Origin of the sequence: Hymenobacter miniatus (assembly GCF_016427455.1) — a bacterium.
In the GTDB taxonomy this organism is placed as follows: domain Bacteria; phylum Bacteroidota; class Bacteroidia; order Cytophagales; family Hymenobacteraceae; genus Hymenobacter; species Hymenobacter armeniacus.
Genome location: NZ_JAELXR010000002.1, coordinates 237,275 through 255,700, shown reverse-complemented (window position 1 = coordinate 255,700; position 18,426 = coordinate 237,275). Strand labels below are relative to the sequence as shown.

The 18,426-nt window shown below is 61.4% G+C and carries 11 protein-coding genes; 2 read left to right on the top strand and 9 right to left on the bottom strand.

Annotated features, from left to right (window positions below; genetic code table 11):
- Positions 1–58: 58 nt before the first annotated feature.
- On the top strand, positions 59–1,105 hold the full coding sequence (aroB, locus tag JAO73_RS04195; RefSeq protein WP_198975907.1) for a 3-dehydroquinate synthase: 1,047 nt from the start codon (positions 59–61) through the stop codon (positions 1,103–1,105).
- A gap of 82 nt (positions 1,106–1,187) precedes the next feature.
- Positions 1,188–2,429 carry a 3-phosphoshikimate 1-carboxyvinyltransferase gene (locus JAO73_RS04190; RefSeq protein ID WP_233168684.1) on the top strand — a complete coding sequence of 414 codons (1,242 nt, stop codon included), beginning with the start codon at positions 1,188–1,190 and terminating at the stop codon, positions 2,427–2,429.
- Here JAO73_RS04190 and JAO73_RS04185 read toward each other — a convergent pair.
- The 9 genes from JAO73_RS04185 to JAO73_RS04145 form a co-directional block, all read right to left on the bottom strand.
- The gene (locus JAO73_RS04185) at positions 2,413–3,228 is read right to left on the bottom strand and encodes a helical backbone metal receptor (protein WP_233168683.1); all 816 of its coding nucleotides are present in this window, start codon (positions 3,226–3,228) and stop codon (positions 2,413–2,415) included. The two genes, JAO73_RS04190 and JAO73_RS04185, sit on opposite strands and share 17 nt — an antisense overlap.
- Before the next feature lie 116 nt (positions 3,229–3,344).
- Positions 3,345–4,415 (bottom strand): M42 family metallopeptidase, encoded by a 1,071-nt coding sequence (locus JAO73_RS04180; protein ID WP_198975905.1) that lies wholly within the window; start codon positions 4,413–4,415, stop codon positions 3,345–3,347.
- A gap of 113 nt (positions 4,416–4,528) precedes the next feature.
- The gene (locus JAO73_RS04175; RefSeq protein ID WP_190923151.1) at positions 4,529–6,097 is read right to left on the bottom strand and encodes an acyl-CoA carboxylase subunit beta; all 1,569 of its coding nucleotides are present in this window, start codon (positions 6,095–6,097) and stop codon (positions 4,529–4,531) included.
- A gap of 148 nt (positions 6,098–6,245) precedes the next feature.
- Positions 6,246–8,390 (bottom strand): S9 family peptidase, encoded by a 2,145-nt coding sequence (locus tag JAO73_RS04170; protein ID WP_198975904.1) that lies wholly within the window; start codon positions 8,388–8,390, stop codon positions 6,246–6,248.
- A gap of 185 nt (positions 8,391–8,575) precedes the next feature.
- Positions 8,576–11,185, bottom strand: coding sequence for an ATP-dependent Clp protease ATP-binding subunit (locus tag JAO73_RS04165; protein WP_198975903.1), 2,610 nt, complete (start codon positions 11,183–11,185; stop codon positions 8,576–8,578).
- 179 nt (positions 11,186–11,364) lie between these two features.
- Positions 11,365–12,045, bottom strand: coding sequence for a WbqC family protein (locus JAO73_RS04160; RefSeq protein WP_198975902.1), 681 nt, complete (start codon positions 12,043–12,045; stop codon positions 11,365–11,367).
- A 29-nt stretch (positions 12,046–12,074) separates the two neighbouring features.
- On the bottom strand, positions 12,075–13,259 hold the full coding sequence (locus JAO73_RS04155) for an efflux RND transporter periplasmic adaptor subunit (RefSeq protein WP_198975901.1): 1,185 nt from the start codon (positions 13,257–13,259) through the stop codon (positions 12,075–12,077).
- Positions 13,260–13,405: 146 nt separating this feature from the next.
- Complete coding sequence (locus tag JAO73_RS04150; RefSeq protein ID WP_198975900.1) at positions 13,406–17,821, bottom strand: CusA/CzcA family heavy metal efflux RND transporter; 4,416 nt, start codon at positions 17,819–17,821, stop codon at positions 13,406–13,408.
- A gap of 151 nt (positions 17,822–17,972) precedes the next feature.
- Complete coding sequence (locus JAO73_RS04145) at positions 17,973–18,389, bottom strand: hypothetical protein (RefSeq protein ID WP_198975899.1); 417 nt, start codon at positions 18,387–18,389, stop codon at positions 17,973–17,975.
- Positions 18,390–18,426 lie beyond the last annotated feature (37 nt).

The window sequence follows — 18,426 nt, the reverse complement described above, 5'->3', positions numbered from 1 at the left end:
CGAATGGTTGCTCTCGCCTCAGCGAATTCCCTGAAAAATTTATCCTGACTTTTGCCCCATGGATAGTTCCGTCATCATTGGGCCCGAGGCCCTGCCGGCTTTGGCCGAATTTCTGTACCGGCCGGCCGTAAGCCGGGTGTTTGTGCTGGTCGACGGCAACACGGCGCGGCAGTGCCTGCCGCTGCTCGAGCCGCACCTGCCGGCCAACTATTGCCTCATCGAAATCCCGGCTGGCGAAGAATACAAAACCTTGAGCAGCTGCGAAACGGTGTGGAGCCAGCTCACCGAGCAGCGCGCCGACCGCCACGCCGTGCTGGTGAACCTGGGCGGCGGCGTGGTCACGGATTTGGGGGGCTTCGCGGCGGCGCTCTACAAGCGCGGCATCCGCTTTGTGCAGTTGCCCACCACGCTGCTCGCGCAGGTAGACGCCAGCGTGGGCGGCAAAACCGGCGTCGACTTTCAGGGCTACAAAAACCAGCTGGGCGTGTTCCAGGCGCCAGCCGCCGTGTTTATCGAGCCGCGGTTTCTGCACACCCTCGACCCGCGCCAGCTCAAATCCGGCTACGCCGAAGTCATCAAGCACTGGCTCATTGCCGACGCCAACGCTTTCGACCTCAATCGCCGCCTGGGCTGGCTCACCGACGATTGGACCGGCATCATCCAAGAGTCGGTGGCGCTCAAACAGCGCATCGTGGCCCAGGACCCGCTCGAAAGCGGCCCGCGCAAGCTGCTCAACTTCGGCCACACCGTGGGCCACGCCATCGAAAGCTACCTGCTGCTACAGCCCGGCCGCGAAGCCCTGCACGGCGAGGCCGTGGCGGCGGGCATCGTCTGCGAAAGCTGGCTCTCGGTGCAGCGCGGCCTGCTGAGCGCCGAGGAGCTCGACAAAATCGAAACCTTTGTGTTCTCGGTGTTCGACAAGCTTTCCTTTGTGCTGATGGAAACGGCGGCCATTGCCGAATTTGCCCTGCAGGACAAGAAAAACACGGGCGCCACCATCAATTGCACCATGCTCAACGGCATCGGGCACGGCGTATTCGACCAGCCCGTGACGGTGAATGAAATTGCCGAGTCGCTGCGGTACTATCACCGGTTGCAGTCGTAGCGCCGCCGCGCACGCTTTCGCTTGCGTCCCTCCCATCGTTGAATTTATAAAGAGCGCAAGCCGTAGCATGCGCCATTTGCCCATGCACTTATCCTGGCCCGGCGGCCCGCTGCGCGGCACCGCCCACCTTCCGGCTTCCAAGAGCGAAGCCAACCGCGCCCTCATCCTGCAAGCGTTGGCGGGCGGGGGCACCATCGGCAACCTTTCTGACGCCCACGACACGCAACTCATGCAGCGCCTGCTGGCCGCCGCGCCGGGCAGTTCCGAGCTCAGCGCCGAAGACGCTGGCACCGTCATGCGCTTCCTCACGGCCTATCTGAGCGTGACCAACTGGCGCGGCCGCCTCACGGGCACGGCACGCATGCAGGAGCGCCCTATTGGCGTGCTGGTGGACGCCCTGCGCCAGGCCGGCGCCAGCATTTCATATGAAAACCAGGAAGGCTACCCGCCGCTGCAAATCGAAGGCTTCAGTGCGAAATCCGATGGCGCACCCACCCGGCTGGCCGTACGCGGCGACATCAGCAGCCAGTACATTTCCGCGCTGCTGATGGTGGGGCCCTACCTGCCCGGCGGCCTGCGCCTGGAGCTGACGGGCCACGTCGGCTCCAGGCCCTACATCGACATGACGGCCGCGCTCATGCAGCGGTTTGGCGCCCGCTATTCGGCCGAGGGCAATGCCTTAACCGTGCTGCCCCAGCCCTACCAGGCCACCGATTACACCGTGGAATCGGATTGGTCAGCCGCCAGCTATTGGTACGCCATGGTGGCGCTGGCTCCGGCTGGCTCCGAAATCACCCTGCCGTGGCTGCGCCGGGAATCTTTGCAGGGCGACCAGGCCATTGCGGAAATGATGACGCATTTCGGCGTGAAAACCACTTTTCTGGCCGATGCGGTACACTTGCAGCAGCAGCCCGCCGCGGCCAGCACGGAGCCGCTGACGCTGGATTTTACCGACTGCCCCGACCTGGCCCAGACCGTTGCCGTGGTGGCCGCCGCCCTCAACCAGCCGGTTGAGATGACCGGCCTGGAAAGCCTGCGCATCAAGGAAACCGACCGCATCGCGGCCCTGCAAGCCGAGCTGGCCAAATTCGGCGGCGACTTGCGCGACCTGGGCGAAGGCCGGTTCCGGACCGAGTCCAACGGGTTTGCGGTCAACGGCCAGTCCGTAGCCACTTACCACGACCACCGCATGGCCATGGCCTTTGCACCGCTGGCTCTGCAGGGCCCGCTCACCATCGAGGCGCCAACGGTAGTTAAAAAATCGTACCCGCAATTCTGGAAAGAACTGGCGAAAAGCGGCTTTGCAATTAGCGAAGCTGACTGAAATACGCCGCCGATTTTCGCAGTCGGCTGCCGTACCAACTGAATAATTCGCCGTCGATAATAGCAATTTTTGCAGCTGGGCAAATTGCCTGAAATTCGGCGAGATGCTTCTCTCCAAATGGATAAGGTTCAGAGGAAAGGAAAATCCGCTGCGGAGCAGCTTCGGCTAATTGGTCGGCGCTTACTTCCGGGTAGCGGCTTTGGGCCGCAAACGCGTTGGTAAAGCCGGCCCGGCGCAGCAGGTCATCGATGAACGTGCCGGTTGCGGCCACCATATACGGCTTGCGCCAAATGAAATAGGCGACGGAAACGGGCTGGTTTGTAGCAGCAGTAGCGGCCGTTTCCAGGGCTGCAAAAGAGGCTTCTATCTCCGCTGCCAACGCATCGGCTTTTTTCTTGGCGCCCGCAATGAAGCCAACGCGGCAAATCATGTCCAATGCTTCCGGCAGGTTGCTGATGTCGCTCAGCCACACCGGATAATTAGCAGCTAATTGCTCGATGCCGGTCTGATAATTCTCTTCCTTATTGCCAATAATTAAATCGGGCTTAAGAGCAGCTATTTTCTCAAAATCAACATTCTTGGTGCCGCCAATTACCGTTGCCTGCGTGCGCGCCTCGGCCGGGTGAATGCAGAATTTGGTGACGCCTACCACCTTGTCGCCCACGCCCAAATCAAACAGCAGTTCCGTTTGCGACGGCACCAGCGACACGATGCGGCGCGGCGGAAACGGCACCGCCACGCGCCGGCCCATCTGGTCGGTGACGTTGAGCGGAAGAGAAGGGATGTTGGGTAGTTCCATATAAAAAATCTGTCATCCTGAGCGCAACGAAGGACCTTATTACGCTTGAGCAAATTGCTGCGACGTAAGAAGGTCCTTCGCTGCGTTCAGGATGACAGATTTAGCTAGCGTCCTGTTTAGTTAAAATACCGGAAATCGTGCCCGTCCTCGATGCGCAGCAGCGTCTCGTAAATCAGGCGTGTTACGCTCTCCACGTCGTCCTTGTGCACGGTTTCCACGGTGGTGTGCATGTATTTTAGCGGCAGCGAAATCAGGGCTGAGGCTACGCCGGAACCGGAATAGGCAAAGGCATCGGTGTCGGTGCCGGTGGCGCGGGTGGCGGCAGCGCGCTGGAAGGGAATTTCGGCTTGCTTGGCCGTTTCGATGATGAGGTCGCGCAGGTTGTTTTGCACGGCCGGACCGTAGGTAATTACGGGGCCTTTGCCGCAGGAAATATCACCGGCCGTCTTTTTCTCATACATCGGCGACTGGCTGTCGTGCGTCACGTCGGTGATGATGGCCACGTCGGGGTTGATGCGGTGGGCTACCATTTCGGCGCCGCGCAGGCCAATTTCCTCCTGCACCGCATTTACGATGTAGAGGCCAAAAGGCAGCTTTTTGTCGTTCTCCTTCAGCATGCGTGCCACCTCGGCAATCATGAAGCCGCCCACGCGGTTGTCGAGCGCGCGGCCCACGTAAAACTTGTCGTTGAGCACCGTGAATTCGTCCTCAAACGTCACCACCGAGCCCACGTGAATGCCCATTTCGGCCACTTCGTCGGCGCTGCTCGCGCCGCAGTCCAGAAACACGGTTTCGATGGTGGGGGCCTTGTCCTGCTCCACCTTGCGCACGTGAATGGCCGGCCAGCCGAAAATGCCCTTCACAATGCCTTTTTCACCGAAAATATTGACGCGTTTGCTGGGAGCCACCAAGGGGTCGGAGCCGCCGTTGCGGCGCAGGTAGAGGTAGCCTTCTTTGGTGATGTAATTGACGAAATACGAAATTTCATCGGCGTGTGCTTCGATGACGACTTTGTATTTCGCTTCGGGATTAATCACGCCTACCACGGTACCGTAGGTGTCGACAAAATATTCGTCGATAAACGGCTTGATGTATTCCAGCCACAATTTCTGGCCTTCTTTCTCGAAGCCGGTGGGGGAGGGGTTGTTGAGATATTTTTCGAGGAACTCGAAGGATTCGGGACGCATGGCAACTGTCATTCTGAGCGCAGCGAAGAATCTTATCACGTCGGCGCTGCTAGGTAGAAGAGGTAACGAAGGGGCCGTGATAAGCTGCTTCCTTCGTCAGCATGACAAACGGGTTACAGCGGAATGTTGCCGTGTTTCTTGCGCGGCATGGTGTCCACTTTGTTTTCCAACATCTTGAAGGCGCGAATCAATTTCTGACGCGTTTGTGATGGCAAGATGACTTCATCTACGAAGCCGCGGTGGGCGGCGCGGTAGGGCGTGGCAAATTTTTCCTGGTACTCGTCCACCTTTTCCTGCAGCTTGGCTTCGGGGTCTTCGGCAGCGGCTATTTCGCGTTTGAAAATGATTTCGGCCGCGCCCTTGGCGCCCATCACCGCAATTTCGGCGGTGGGCCAGGCGTAGTTCATGTCGGCTCCGATGTGCTTGGAGTTCATCACGTCATACGCCCCGCCGTAGGCCTTGCGGGTGATGACGGTGATGCGCGGCACGGTGGCCTCGCAGAAAGCGTAGAGCAGCTTGGCGCCGTTGGTGATGATGCCGCGCCACTCCTGGTCGGTGCCGGGCAGGAAGCCGGGCACGTCTTCCAGCACCAGCAGCGGGATGTTGAACGAGTCGCAGAAGCGCACGAAGCGGGCGGCCTTGGTGCTGGCGTTGATGTCGAGCACGCCGGCCAGCACGGCCGGCTGATTGCCCACAATGCCGATGCTACGGCCTGCTAGGCGAGCAAAGCCCACCACGATGTTCTCGGCGAAGTTCTGGTGCACTTCGAGAAAAGAGCCTTCGTCGATGATGCCCTCAATCACCTCGCGGATGTCGTAGGGCTGGTTGGCGTTTTCGGGCACAATGCCGTCGAGCACGGGGCGGCTTTCGTCGCCGGCGGCTTCGTAAGGCTGGGCGGGGGCGGTTTCCTCGCAGTTCTGCGGCATGTAGCTTAGCAACTGCTTGAGGTGGTTGATGCACACCACCTCATTGGCGCAGCTGAAGTGCGTGACGCCGCTCTTGGCCGAGTGGGTGCTGGCGCCGCCCAGCTCTTCGCTGGTCACGTTTTCGTGGGTCACGGTCTTCACCACGTTGGGGCCGGTCACGAACATGTAGCTCGTGTTTTCCACCATCAGGATGAAGTCGGTGATGGCCGGCGAGTACACGGCGCCGCCCGCGCATGGCCCCATGATGGCCGAGAGCTGCGGCACCACGCCCGAGGCGAGGGTGTTCTTGTAAAAGATGTCGGCGTAGCCGCCGAGGCTTACCACGCCTTCCTGAATGCGGGCACCGCCCGAGTCGTTGAGGCCGATGACGGGCGCGCCGTTTTTCATGGCCAGGTCCATGATTTTGACGATTTTCTCGGCGTGCGTTTCGCTCAGCGAGCCGCCAAACACCGTGAAATCCTGCGAGAAAACGTACACCAGGCGGCCGTTTACGGTGCCGTAGCCGGTCACCACGCCGTCGCCGAGGTAATATTCTTTATCGAGCCCAAAATCCTTGGAGCGGTGCATCACAAACTTGCCAATCTCTTCAAAAGAGCCTTCGTCCAGCAGCAAGTCAATCCGTTCGCGGGCGCTGAGCTTGCCTTTTTTGTGTTGGGCGTCGAGGCGGGCCTGGCCGCCGCCAAGCAGGGCTTCTTCGTTTTTGCGGGCCAGCAGTTCGGTTTTCGAGAGGTGGGCGTGGGCGTGCGGGTCGGGCATGAGTGAGGCTAAGCGCGCGGGTGGGAAGGGTGCGCGGGAATGGGATACCAAAGGTAGGTTACGGGTAGATTACGGGAGTCATAAAAAGCCCGTCACGTCGAGCGCAGCCGAAGCATGAAGGGCTTTCCGGTTAAGAACCCAAAACGCGCTAAATGTTCTTACCCAACAGCATCAGCATAAACGCGTAATGCCGCGCCGTGTCGTCGATGGACTTAAAGCGGCCGGAGGCGCCGCCGTGGCCCGCGGCCATGTCGGTGTGCAGCAGGAGCAGGTTCTTGTCGGTTTTCTGGGCGCGCAGCTTGGCCACCCACTTGGCGGGCTCATAGTACTGTACCTGCGAGTCGTGCAGGCCGGTGGTGACGAGCATATTCGGATACGCCTGCTTCTTCACGTTGTCGTAGGGCGAATACGACAGCATGTACTTGAACTCCTCCTCGTTGGCCGGGTTGCCCCACTGGTCGTACTCGCTGGTGGTGAGCGGGATGCTAGGGTCCGACATCGTTGTGACCACGTCCACGAAGGGCACGGCGGCAATGACACCTTTGTAGAGGTCGGGCCGCATGTTCACCACGGCGCCCATGAGCAAGCCGCCGGCGCTGCCGCCCATGGCAAACAGCGTGGCGGGCGAGGTGAACTGCTGCTTCAGCTTGGTGGCGCCCACCTGCACTTCGCGCGGCTTGGTGAGGTATTCGGAGCAGTCGATAAAGTCATTAAAGCTGTTGATTTTGTGCGCCATTCGGCCGTCTTCAAACCACTGCCGGCCCATTTCCTGGCCGCCCCGAATGTTGCACAGCGCATACACAAAGCCCCGGTTCAGCAAGCTCAGCCGGGCGGCGCTGAAAGTGGGGTCCTGCGAGAAGCCGTAGGAACCGTAGGCGTACTGCAGCAGCGGCGCGCTCCCGTCCAGCTTCGTGCCCTTCTTGTATACGATGGACATGGGAATGAACTTGTTGTCGCGCGACTTCACAAACACGCGCTCCGTCACGTAGTCGAACTTATTGTAGTTGCCCAGCACCGACTGCTCTTTCAGCAGCGTGCCGGTGCGCGTGCTCATGTCGTACTCGTAAATGGACGGCGGCGTGGTGAGCGAGGTGTAATTGTAGCGCAGCAGCGGCGTGTCAATCTCGCGGTTTACGCCAACGGTGGCAGTGTAGGCCGCTTCATCGAAGGGGATGTAGTGCTCCTGCTTGTCCTTGAGGCTCACCACGCGCAGCTGGCGCAGGCCGCCCTTTCGCTCATTCAACACCAGGTATTCTTTGAACACCTCAAAATTGTCGAGGAAGATGACGGGGTTGCGGGGCAGCGCGTCGGTCCACGCGGCTTTGCCGGTGGTGGCCACGGGCGTCATCATCAGGCGGTAGTTGGGCGCCTGCCAGTTGGTGCGCACGTAGAACTTGTCGCCCAGGTGCTCTACTTGGTACAGGTGGTCGGGCTCGCGCTTCTGAAACACCTTGGGCTGGGCCGTGGGCGCGTTGGCTTCCAGGTAGCGGTACTCCGACGACAGCGAGCTGTTGAGGTCAATGCCAATGTATTTGCGCGACTTCGAGCGGTTGATGGACACGTTGAAAGTGTTGTCCTTCTCTTCGTACACGAAGGAATCCGTCTTGGGGTCGGTGCCCAGCGTGTGGCGGTACACCTGGTAGGGCAGGAGCGTTTTCACGTCCTTGCGCACGTAGAACACGGTCTTGTTGTCGGCGGCCCACACTGCTTCGCCGCTGGTGTTGTGAATGCGCTCGGGGTAGTCCTTGCCGGTGGCCAGGTTCTTGAACCGCAGCGTGTACAGGCGGCGGCTCACGGTGTCGACGGAGAAGGCCAGCAGCTGGTTGTTGTCGCTCACGGCCCAGTCGCCAATCTGGAAATACGGCCGGCCGGTGCCCATCTCGTCCCCGTTCAGCAACACTTCTTCGGTGGCTATCAAGCTGCCTTTCTTGCGGCAATAGATGGGGTACTCCGAAGCGAATTCGTAGCGCGTGTAATAATAGTAGTCGTTGTCTCGATAAGGTTCGGAGGAGTCTTCCTGCTTGATGCGGTTTTTGATTTCCTGGGCCAGCTTTTTCTGGGTTTCCTTGGTGCCGGCCATTTGCTGGTCGTAGTAAGCGTTTTCGGCATTCAGGTACTTCAGCACCGCCGGGTCGGTGGGCTGGTTCAGCCAGTAGTAGTTATCGGTGCGGGTGATGCCGAAGTCGGTGAAGACCTTGGGCTTGATGGGGGCTACCGGAGCCGCCTGGCCCAGGGCCTGGCCAGCCAATGCTGCGCCTGCTCCGGCTAGTAAAGCTCTTCTCAGGATTTTCATACTAGTAAAATGTTAAAATCATTATAATCAGCGGGGCTTGAGCATAATTGCGGCGTAAGTTAATGGATAAGTTATAAAATATACTCCGTCTATATAGTAGGGCAGTTGGAAGCAGCGCAGGCAGCAAAACAAAAAAGGCTGGTCTCCGCAGGGAGGCCAGCCTTTAAGCGCAATCTAATGACAGTTTACTTCTTCGTGTCAGCGTCGGGAGCTTCCGGCGTTTCGGCCGGGCGCTCGTCGCTGGCGAGGTTTTGGGCCTCGCCGCTCTTGCTCACCGAGAAAGTCAGTTCCTCGGCGCCATCGGTGTAGTCGGCGGTAATCACGTCGCCGTGCACCACCTGGGCCTTGAGGATTTCCTCGGCAATCGGGTCTTCGATGTACTTCTGGATGGCGCGGTTCAAGGGACGGGCACCGTATTTGGGGTCGTAGCCTTTGTCGGCCACAAAGTCCTTAGCAGCTTCCGTCAGCTCGACGCGGTAGCCCAGGGCCTGCACCCGCGAGAGGAGCTTGCTGAGGCTGATGTCGATGATGCGGTGAATGTCCTTTTTCTCCAGTGAGTTGAAGACGATAACGTCATCCAAGCGGTTCAGGAACTCGGGCGAGAAGGTCTTCTTCAGGGCGTTGGTGATGGTGCCCTTCGTAATCTCGTCCATGTTCTCCTGACGGGCCTTGGTGCCGAAGCCGATGCCGGCGCCGAAGTCCTGCAGGTCACGCGCCCCGATGTTCGAAGTCATGATGATGATGGTGTTCCGGAAGTCCACCTTGCGGCCGAGGCCGTCGGTCAGGATACCGTCGTCCAACACTTGCAGGAGCAGGTTGTACACGTCCGGGTGCGCCTTCTCAATCTCGTCAAGCAGGATGACCGAGTACGGCTTGCGGCGGATTTTCTCCGTCAACTGGCCGCCTTCTTCGTAACCCACGTAGCCGGGAGGCGCGCCCACCAGGCGCGATACGCTGAACTTCTCCATATACTCCGACATGTCGACGCGCACGAGCGCATCTTCTTTGTCGAAGAGGTAGGTGGCGAGCACCTTGGCCAGCTCCGTCTTACCCACACCCGTCGGGCCGAGGAATACGAACGAGCCAATGGGCTTCTTGGGGTCCTTCAAGCCAACGCGGGTGCGCTGAATAGCTTTCACCAGCTGCTTGATGGCTTTGTCCTGGCCAATTACTTTGCCTTGCAGCTCCTCGTTCATGTTGAGGAGTTTCTGGCTTTCGTTCTGGGCCACGCGCGAAACGGGGATGCCGGTCATCATGGCGATTACCTCGGCCACGTTTTCCTCTTTCACCGTGTAGCGCTTCTTCTTGGTCTCTTCCTCCCACGACTTCTTGGCGTTGTCGAGTTGGTCGAGCAACTTCTTCTCGGTGTCGCGGAGCTTGGCGGCTTCTTCGTATTTCTGCGATTTTACCACGCGGTTTTTCTCGCCCTTGATGTTCTCAATCTGCTCTTCGAGCGAGAGAATGTCCTCGGGCACCACGATGTTGTTGATGTGTACGCGGGCACCGGCTTCGTCGAGAATGTCGATGGCCTTGTCCGGCAGGAAACGGTCCGACATGTACCGGTCGCTCAGCATCACGCACTGCTCAATGGCCTTGTCGGTGTACACCACGTGGTGGTGGTCCTGATACTTGTCCTTGATGTTGTGCAGGATTTCGATGGTTTCCTCGGGCGTGGTGGGGTCCACCATCACCATCTGGAAACGACGGGCCAGGGCACCGTCTTTCTCGATGTACTGACGGTACTCGTCCAGCGTGGTGGCGCCGATGCATTGAATCTCGCCGCGGGCCAAAGCCGGCTTGAACATATTGGAAGCATCGAGCGAACCCGAAGCACCGCCGGCGCCCACGATGGTGTGCAACTCGTCGATGAACAGAATCACGTCGGGCGACTTCTCCAGCTCGTTCATCACGGCCTTCATGCGCTCCTCGAACTGGCCACGGTACTTGGTACCAGCTACCAGCGAAGCCAAGTCAAGAGTCACGACGCGCTTGTTGAAGAGCACGCGGCTTACCTTTTTCTGGATGATGCGCAGGGCGAGGCCTTCGGCGATGGCGGTTTTACCCACGCCGGGCTCACCGATGAGGATGGGGTTATTTTTCTTGCGGCGGCTCAGGATTTGGGCCACGCGCTCGATTTCTTTTTCGCGGCCCACGATGGGGTCAAGCTTATCTTCTTCAGCGAGCTTGGTGAGGTCGCGGCCGAAGTTGTCGAGCACAGGGGTGCGCGATTTTTCGCCCGGCTTCTTGGCCGCCGAGCTGCCCGAACCGCCGCGGCCGCCGGGGCCCGACGAGCCAAACAGTTTGTCATTGTCGTCGTCGTCGGTGTCGGGCGTACGGTTTTGCGGGGCAGCGCCGGCATTGCCATGGTAATCCAGCGAGTCGCGCACAGTTTCGTAGTTCACGTTAAACTTGGAAAGAATTTGGGAAGATATGTTGTCTTCGTCCCGCAGGATAGACAACAGCAGGTGTTCGGTGCCGATGATTTCGGACTTGAAGATTTTGGCCTCCAAGTAGGTTATTTTCAATACCTTCTCGGTTTGCTTAGTGAGCGGAATCGAGCCGGTGATGCTGGTGCCCTGCGTGGCGGTGTTGCGGGTGGCCTGTTCGAGCGAGAACTTGAGCTCATCAATGGACACGCCCAGCTTGCGCAGCAGCCCGAGGGCCGTGCCTTCGGCTTCGCGAATCATGCCGAGGAGCAGGTGTTCGGTACCGATATAGTCGTGACCGAGACGGATGGCTTCCTCCCGGCTCAGGGAAATAACCTCTTTGACGCGGTTTGAGAATTTAGCTTCCATGCCAATAAACGTAGTGAAAAATCAGACAGCCCCGCGTCGGGCAATAACTCGAATAACGGGTTGGGCCGATGTAGCTTGAAAACAAGCTGGTTCGGGCGAAGGTTCGGACCGGTTGCGGCCCGCAGGCTTTTAATCTAACGTCGGAGGAAATTTACAGGTTGCTGCTTTTCGCCACAACTTTACAGTAAAAATCCGCCGGCGGCCGGGCCCTGCGAAAACAAGAGGTCCAGCACACTCAGGCCCGGCTCAAAACCTGGGCCAAACACCTGCGGATAGGGCCTCACCAGGGTGTGGGCTGCCGGTCTGTCAGGTTCGGGCTCGCGGGAGGCCGTTTTGGGTGTCAGCCAGTCGCGTCGGTCCACGATGGCGGCGGCGGACGGGCTAGCTAGAAGACCAACATTCTCGAAAGAAGGTTGCGTGGAGTGGTAGGCGTGGTATTCGGCGGTGAGGTGGAGGGGCAGGGTCAGTCGAAAACAGCGCAACAATAAGCGCAGGAATTGCAGGTTGAGGTCGAAAAGCAAGATAGGCTTACGTACGTAAATATCGTGCAGGTAGTCGGCATAATATTCAAAATACGGACTATTGCCGTAGGCCGTTTGCAAGGTGCGCGAGTGCCGGTGAATCCAGTTCTGGCGGTAGTCGATTTCAATTTCAGAAACACCCACTTTTTCGGCCCGGTTTCCATCAATAACCGGCACCGTGAGCGGCTGCACGCCCTGCGCCGTGCGGATGAGGCAGCGGTTGCGGTAGGTTTGCTTGCGGTAATGCTCGTGGGCTTCGAGGAGCAGGCCGTCGGCGCGCTGCAGCTCGGCGAAAAGCGCGGCCGGCGGGAAGTAGTGCAGTTCGGTGAGGAGAATCATGGGCAGTGTAGAAACGCAAATATGCGCCTCTACTCGTCTCCGCCCTGGCCTTTACTGCGCTCGGCGTCGAGGAAGTAGGCACCCTTCACGACCAGATGCGTGGTGTCGCTCAGCTTATCCAGCGGGCGCACGGCTACCTGGCCCTGGTCGGTGGCGCCGGGGCGGAGGCTGAAGCGCCGGAAGGTGCTGCCTTTGGCGTCGGACTTTACCTGATAATAGGCGTAGCTGATGTCGCCGCCGGGCACGAGGGCGTCTTCGGGCAGGGTGCGCTGGGGCGTGCGGCCGGTGAGGATGCGGGCACTGACGTATTGGCCGGGCAGCAGGGCCGCGGTGGCAGCGGCATCGGGGCCGCTGTCGTGCAGGTGGGCGTGCACGCTTACGGTGCGTCCGTCGTCATCGAAGGCTTTGCCGACGAGGAAAACGGTGGCCGGCAGCGGGCGGGCGCTGGCCCCCTGAGCGGGCACGCGGAACAGAATGTCCTGGCCCACTTTCACCTTGGCGATATCGCGCTCGAACACTTTTAACTCCAGGTGCAGGTCGGAGCGGTCGACCAGCTCGATGAGGACGTCCTGCGGATTCACGAACTGGCCAGGGTTGACTAGCACGGCCTTCACGTAGCCGCCAATGGGCGCAATGAGCGGCACGCTGGGCTTGATGCTGCTGGCGCTGATGCGCTCGGGCACGAGGCCGATGAGGCGGAGCTGGGCGGCGAGGCTGCCGGCCGCGGCCTGCTCGGTGCGCAGCTCGGAAGTGGCTTGCTGAAGCTTGCGGCGCGCGCCCACGTCCTCGTCGTTGAGGACTTGCTGGCGGGCCGTTTCCTGCTGCAGGAACACAATGCGGGCTTTGCTTTGGAGGTAGTCCTGCTGCAGCTTGAGGTAGTCGGGGTTGCGCAGGGTGGCGAGCACGCTGCCGCGCGACACGTGCTGGCCGGGCAGCACCGGGAGCTGCTGCACGTAGCCGCCCATGATGGCCGTGATGGATACTTTGTGGTTCGGCGGCACGTCAATCTGGCCGGTGGCTTGCACTTCGGTGCCCAGGTCGCGGCGGGTGAACGTGCCGAGCTCGATGCCGGCGGCCTGCAGTTGGGCTTTGGAGAGGAAGACTTCATTGGGCGCGCGGGGCGGGGGCGCGGCGGGCTTTTCGGCGGCGGTTTCGGTTTTGCTGCTGCAGGCCACGAGGCAGGGGAAGAGGGTGAGGTAGGGCAGGAATTTCATGGGAATATATTTCTTGGTTTTGTTGGGCCGGTCATGCTGAGCGTAGTCGAAGCATCTCTGCCGCTTCGTTGGTACAATGCCGATTACTTGCGCGGTAGAGATGCTTCGGCTTCGCTCAGCATGACGTGTTGTTTTTTGTTCACTGCTTATTGAGCATCGGTTCCGGCCAGGGCCTGAATACTGGCCACCAGCTCGTTGTATTGCCGCAGCTGCTCGAAATAGGCTTCCTGGATTTGCCAGGCGGGCTGGGTGTTCACCACGTATTCCACGTACTCGATGTCGCCGGCGCGGCGGCTTTTTTCGGCCGTGTCGAGGATGAGACGGGCTTGCGGCAGGGCGTAGTTCTCATAGTAAAGCAGCGAAGCCTGGGCGCGGGCCAGCTGCTGGCGCAACGTGCTGAGCTGGGTGCCAAACTGCGTATTGGCGTAGTTGAGCTGTACCTGAGCCGCTTCCTCGCCGATTTTGGCGGCGGCGATGCGCGCGCGCTGGGCCCCACCCAGCAGCGGCACCGCAATGCCGGCCTGGGCCACGTTGAAGCCCTTTTCGTGGTTGATGGTTTGGGTGAAATAGCCGGCCCGGAGGTCGGGCAGACGGCGCAGCTTTTCGAGCTTGGTTTGCTGCTGGCTGAGGGTGAACTGCTGCTGGTAGAGGGCCAGCGTGGGGTTGGTGGCGGGCGTGAAGGCGGCCGTGTCGGCGGGCAGCAGCACGGCGCGGGGGCTGGCGGTGGTGTCGATGCTGGCCAGCCCGGGCCGACCCAGCAGCAGGCCCAGCTGGCGGCGTTGCACCAGCAGCTCGGAGCGCAGGGTGGCGAGGCGGTTTTGCAACTCGCGGGCCCGCGCCTCGGCCGAAACCTGCTCCAGGCGGTTGGTTTCGCCCACCTGGTAGCGGATGCGGGCAGCGCGGGCGGCGCGCTGGTAAAGGCTGTCTTGCCGGCGCAGCAGGGCCGCGAGGCGGTAGGTCACCAGCAGATTGTAGTAGCCCGAGCGGATGTTACGGGCCAGCTCGCGACGTTGGGCACGTGCCCGGATAGTGCCGGCCTCGGCCGTAGTTTGCAGTACCTGGCGCTGCGCGCCATACACGGTGGGGAAGGCCGACTGCTGCAGAATATTGAAAGTCTGGTCGTTGAGCGAGCCCTGAATCTGGCCGTATTGGTAGTCAATGGTCAGGCGGGGCAGGTCGTAAGCGCTGCGGGCCAGGGCCGCCTGCTGCTGGGCCTGCAACGTGGCCGACTGCACCAGCGGGCTTTGCGCCAGGCCGGTGCTCAGCGCCTGCGCAATGCTGAGTGGCGCATCGGTGGGAGCTTTCGTGGCCTGGGCGCGGCTGGCGGCCGGCACCAGCAACATCCCGCCCAGTAACAGCAGCACTGCCGCCGGCACACCGGATGTACCGCCCGTTTCGGCGGCCACTTGGGCTTCGTGCGCGGCTTCGGCCGCTGCTTCGGGGCTGGGCTCGTCGTCGTCCACGAAGAAGGTGTAGAGCACCGGCAGTACCACCAGCGTGAGCAGCGTGGCCGTTATCAGCCCGCCAATGACGACGGTGGCCAGCGGCTTCTGCACCTCCGCGCCGGCCGAGTTCGACAGCGCCATGGGCAGGAAGCCCAGCGAAGCTACCGAAGCCGTGAGCAGCACCGGCCGAAACCGCTCCTCCGTGGCGCGCAGCACCCGCTCGCGGATTTTGCGCACGCCGGCCGTGGCCAGCTCATTGAGGCTGGCCACCAGCACAATGCCGTTCAACACCGCTACGCCAAACAGCGCAATGAAGCCCACGCCGGCCGAGATGCTGAACGGCATGCCGCGCAGCCCCAGCGCCAGCACGCCGCCAATGGCCGCCAGCGGAATGCCCGTAAAAATCAGCAGTGCCTCCTTCACCGAGCGGAAGGCCAGGAACAACAGCATGAAAATCAGCACCAATGACACAGGCACGGCGATGGCCAGCCGGTCTTTGGCGTGGTTCAGGTTTTCGAACTGGCCGCCGTACACGACGCTGTAGCCGGGCGGCAGGCGCAGGCCGGTTTTTAGCCTGCTCTGGATGTCCTGCACGAGGCTTTGCACGTCGCGGCCGCGCACGTTCACGCCGATGTTGACGCGGCGGCGGGCGTCGTCGCGCGAAATCTGGGCCGGGGCGGGTTTCAGGGCCACGGTGGCCACTTCGCTGAGCGGAATCTGGCCGCCATCGGGCAGCGACACGAGGAGCTGGTTGAGGTCGTCGGGGCCGCGGCGGTGCAGCGAGTCGAGGCGCAGCACGAGGTCGAAGCGGCGCTCACCTTCGTACACCTGGCCGGTGGTCTGGCCGGCGAAGGCGGTTTGCAGCAGGGTGTTGAGGTCCATCACGCGCAGGCCGTACTGGGCCAGCTTGGCGCGGTCATACATCACGCGCAGCTGCGGCAGGCCGATAATCTGCTCCACTTTGATGTCGCCCACGCCCTGCAGCGGGCGAATAATGGCGGCGGCCTCGTCGGCCTTGGCCTTGAGCAGGTCGAGGTCGTCGCCGTAAATCTTCACCGACACGTCCGATTTCACCCCCGAAATCAGCTCGTTGAAACGCATTTGGATGGGCTGCTGAAACTCCAGGCTCACGCCGGGCACGCCGGCCAGGGCCTTCTGCATCTTGTTGGCCAGCTCCTCGCGGGTGCTGGCGCTGGTCCAGTCGGCGTGGTCTTTCAGGATAATCATGATGTCGCCGTCTTCGAGCGACATGGGGTCGGTGGGAATTTCGGAGGTGCCGATTTTGCCCACCACCTGCAGCACTTCCGGAAACTGACTTTTGAGAATGCGCTGAATCCGGCCCGTTATCAGGATGCTTTCATCGAGCGACGAGCCGGGCGCCAGGGTCACGTTCATGGCAAAGTCGCCCTCATCGAGCTGCGGAATAAACTCGCCGCCCAAGCGCGAAAACACGAAGCCGCCCAGCGCCAGCAGCCCCACGGCCACGCCCACCACCAGCCAGCGCATCCCCAGCGCCGCCCGAATAATCGGGTCGTAGCCGCGGTGCAGAAAGCCCACAATGCGGTCGGCCAGGTTGGGCTTTTCGCTAATGTTTTTCTTCAAAGCCCAGGCCGTGACGGCCGGCACGTAGGTCAGGCACATAAGCATGGCCCCGAGAATGGCGAAGCTCACCGTGAGGGCCATCGGCCGGAACATCTTGCCCTCCACGCCGGTGAGCGAGAGGATGGGCAAGTACACAATCAGGATGATGAGCTGGCCGAACAGGGCCGATTTCATGAGCCGGTTGGTGACGCCCTCGGTGATGTCGTCCATGGTTTCGTGGGCGGCTTTGAGGCGCTCGTGCAGCAGGTGGGCGATGACGGCCTCCACGATAATCACGGCCCCGTCCACGATGAGGCCGAAGTCCAACGCGCCCAGGCTCATGAGGTTGGCCGATACGCCAAAGGTCTTCATCATGCCCAGCGCGAAGAGCATGCACAGCGGAATCATGCCCGCCACCACCAGCCCGGCCCGCAGGTTGCCGAGCAGCAAGAGCAGCACCACCACCACGATGATGCCGCCCTCAATCAGGTTTTTGACCACGGTGTGAATGGCCTTGTCCACCAGCTTAGTACGGTCGAGGAAGGGTTCGATGACGAGGCCTTTGGGCAGCGTTTGCTGAATCTCAGCCACCCGGGTCTTCACGTTTTTGATGGTGGCCTCGGAGCTGGCCCCTTTGAGCATGAGCACCACGCCGCCCACGGTTTCGCCCAGGCCGTCGCGGTTCATGGCGCCGTAGCGCACGGCGTGGCCGAAGCGCACGGCCGCAATGTCGCGCACCAGCAGCGGCGCGCCGCCCTGGCCGGGCCGGGCCACGGGCTTCACCACGATGTTGCCGATGTCCTGCAACGACGTAGCCCGGCCCTCGCCCCGAATGAAAAACGCGCGCGGGCCGCGCTCCAGGTAGCTGCCGCCGGCGTTGCCGTTGTTGGCTTGCAGGGCCTCGTAGAGCTCGGCCATGCTCACGCCCGCGCCGGCCAGGCGGGTGGGGTCCACGCTCACCTCGTACTCGCGCACGTAGCCGCCGAAGCTGCTCACGTCCACCACGCCATTCACGCCGGCCAGCCGCCGCTTCACCAGCCAATCCTGGATTTCGCGCAGCTCGGCCAGGCCGTACCGCTTCTCATAGCCCTTGTCGACTTTGATGGTGTACTGGTAAATCTCGCCCAGGCCGGTGGTGATGGGCGCCATGCCCGGCGCGCCCAGGCCCTGGCCGAGGTCGGCCTCGGCTACTTTGAGCTTCTCGGCCACCAGCTGGCGGGTGTGGTAGGTGTCCACGTCTTCCTCAAACACCACGGTAATCACCGACAGCCCGAAGCGGGAAATCGACCGGATTTCGGTGACGCCCGGGATGGTGCGCAGCTGCAATTCGAGCGGCACGGTGATGAGCTGCTCCACCTCCTGCGCCGCCAGCGCGGGGCTTTGGGTGATGACTTGGACCTGGTTGTTGGTGACGTCCGGAATGGCGTCGAGCGGCAGGCTGGCGGCCGAAAAAATGCCCCAGGCCAGCAGCCCGGCCAGCATCAGCGCCACCAATATCTTGTTGCGGATGCTGAAAGAAATGATTGCCGAAATCATGCGATACGGTGCGCTATGGCCCGGCCCGAACGCGGCGAAACAGCCGGCCCGGGGAAGGCGCTAACATTCCAATAAGAGAGGGGAGGAGCCGGAGTTCGGGGGCCGGGGCCTGGTCAGGCGCGGGCACACTGCGTCCGGGGGCGCAAGCGGGCTAGGCTCGGGGCGGCTGGCCCAGCGAGGCGCTGAGGCTGAAGGCGTAGCGCGGCGCGGTGGCAGCGCGGTAGGCCCGTGCAGCGGCCGTTTCGGGCCGGGCCACCAGCACCAACCGCGTCACGGGCGTTACCACGAAGCTGAGCTGTACGCAGCCGTGGTGGCAGCGCAGGGGCAGGTTGTGGTGGTCTTGCTGGTGGCGGGGCGAGAGCGTGCAGCCCGCGTAGTGCTTGGTGCCCGCGCCGTAGTGCTCGGCAATGAACTCGCTGAAGCTCAGCCCACCGCCGGCTGCGGAGTGGTGGTATTCGTAGTGCTTCACCAGCTCTGGCAGCTTGGCCAGCTCGCCCAGGTCATTTTCCGGAATGAAGCTGCCCAGCAGCATCAGGATTCCCAGAAAGAAGGCGAGGGTGGAGCGCATAGCGCGAAATTAACGCTTGGGCACGGTAAATGTTTGT

Bases quoted from the DNA above. Each gene is read 5' to 3' on its own strand.
- aroB (WP_198975907.1), top strand. From the start codon at position 59: ATGGATAGTTCCGTCATCATTGGGCCCGAGGCCCTGCCGGCTTTGGCC.
- JAO73_RS04190 (WP_233168684.1), top strand. From the start codon at position 1,188: ATGCACTTATCCTGGCCCGGCGGCCCGCTGCGCGGCACCGCCCACCTT.
- JAO73_RS04185 (WP_233168683.1), bottom strand. From the start codon at position 3,228: ATGGAACTACCCAACATCCCTTCTCTTCCGCTCAACGTCACCGACCAG.
- JAO73_RS04180 (WP_198975905.1), bottom strand. From the start codon at position 4,415: ATGCGTCCCGAATCCTTCGAGTTCCTCGAAAAATATCTCAACAACCCC.
- JAO73_RS04175 (WP_190923151.1), bottom strand. From the start codon at position 6,097: ATGCCCGACCCGCACGCCCACGCCCACCTCTCGAAAACCGAACTGCTG.
- JAO73_RS04170 (WP_198975904.1), bottom strand. From the start codon at position 8,390: ATGAAAATCCTGAGAAGAGCTTTACTAGCCGGAGCAGGCGCAGCATTG.
- JAO73_RS04165 (WP_198975903.1), bottom strand. From the start codon at position 11,185: ATGGAAGCTAAATTCTCAAACCGCGTCAAAGAGGTTATTTCCCTGAGC.
- JAO73_RS04160 (WP_198975902.1), bottom strand. From the start codon at position 12,045: ATGATTCTCCTCACCGAACTGCACTACTTCCCGCCGGCCGCGCTTTTC.
- JAO73_RS04155 (WP_198975901.1), bottom strand. From the start codon at position 13,259: ATGAAATTCCTGCCCTACCTCACCCTCTTCCCCTGCCTCGTGGCCTGC.
- JAO73_RS04150 (WP_198975900.1), bottom strand. From the start codon at position 17,821: ATGATTTCGGCAATCATTTCTTTCAGCATCCGCAACAAGATATTGGTG.
- JAO73_RS04145 (WP_198975899.1), bottom strand. From the start codon at position 18,389: ATGCGCTCCACCCTCGCCTTCTTTCTGGGAATCCTGATGCTGCTGGGC.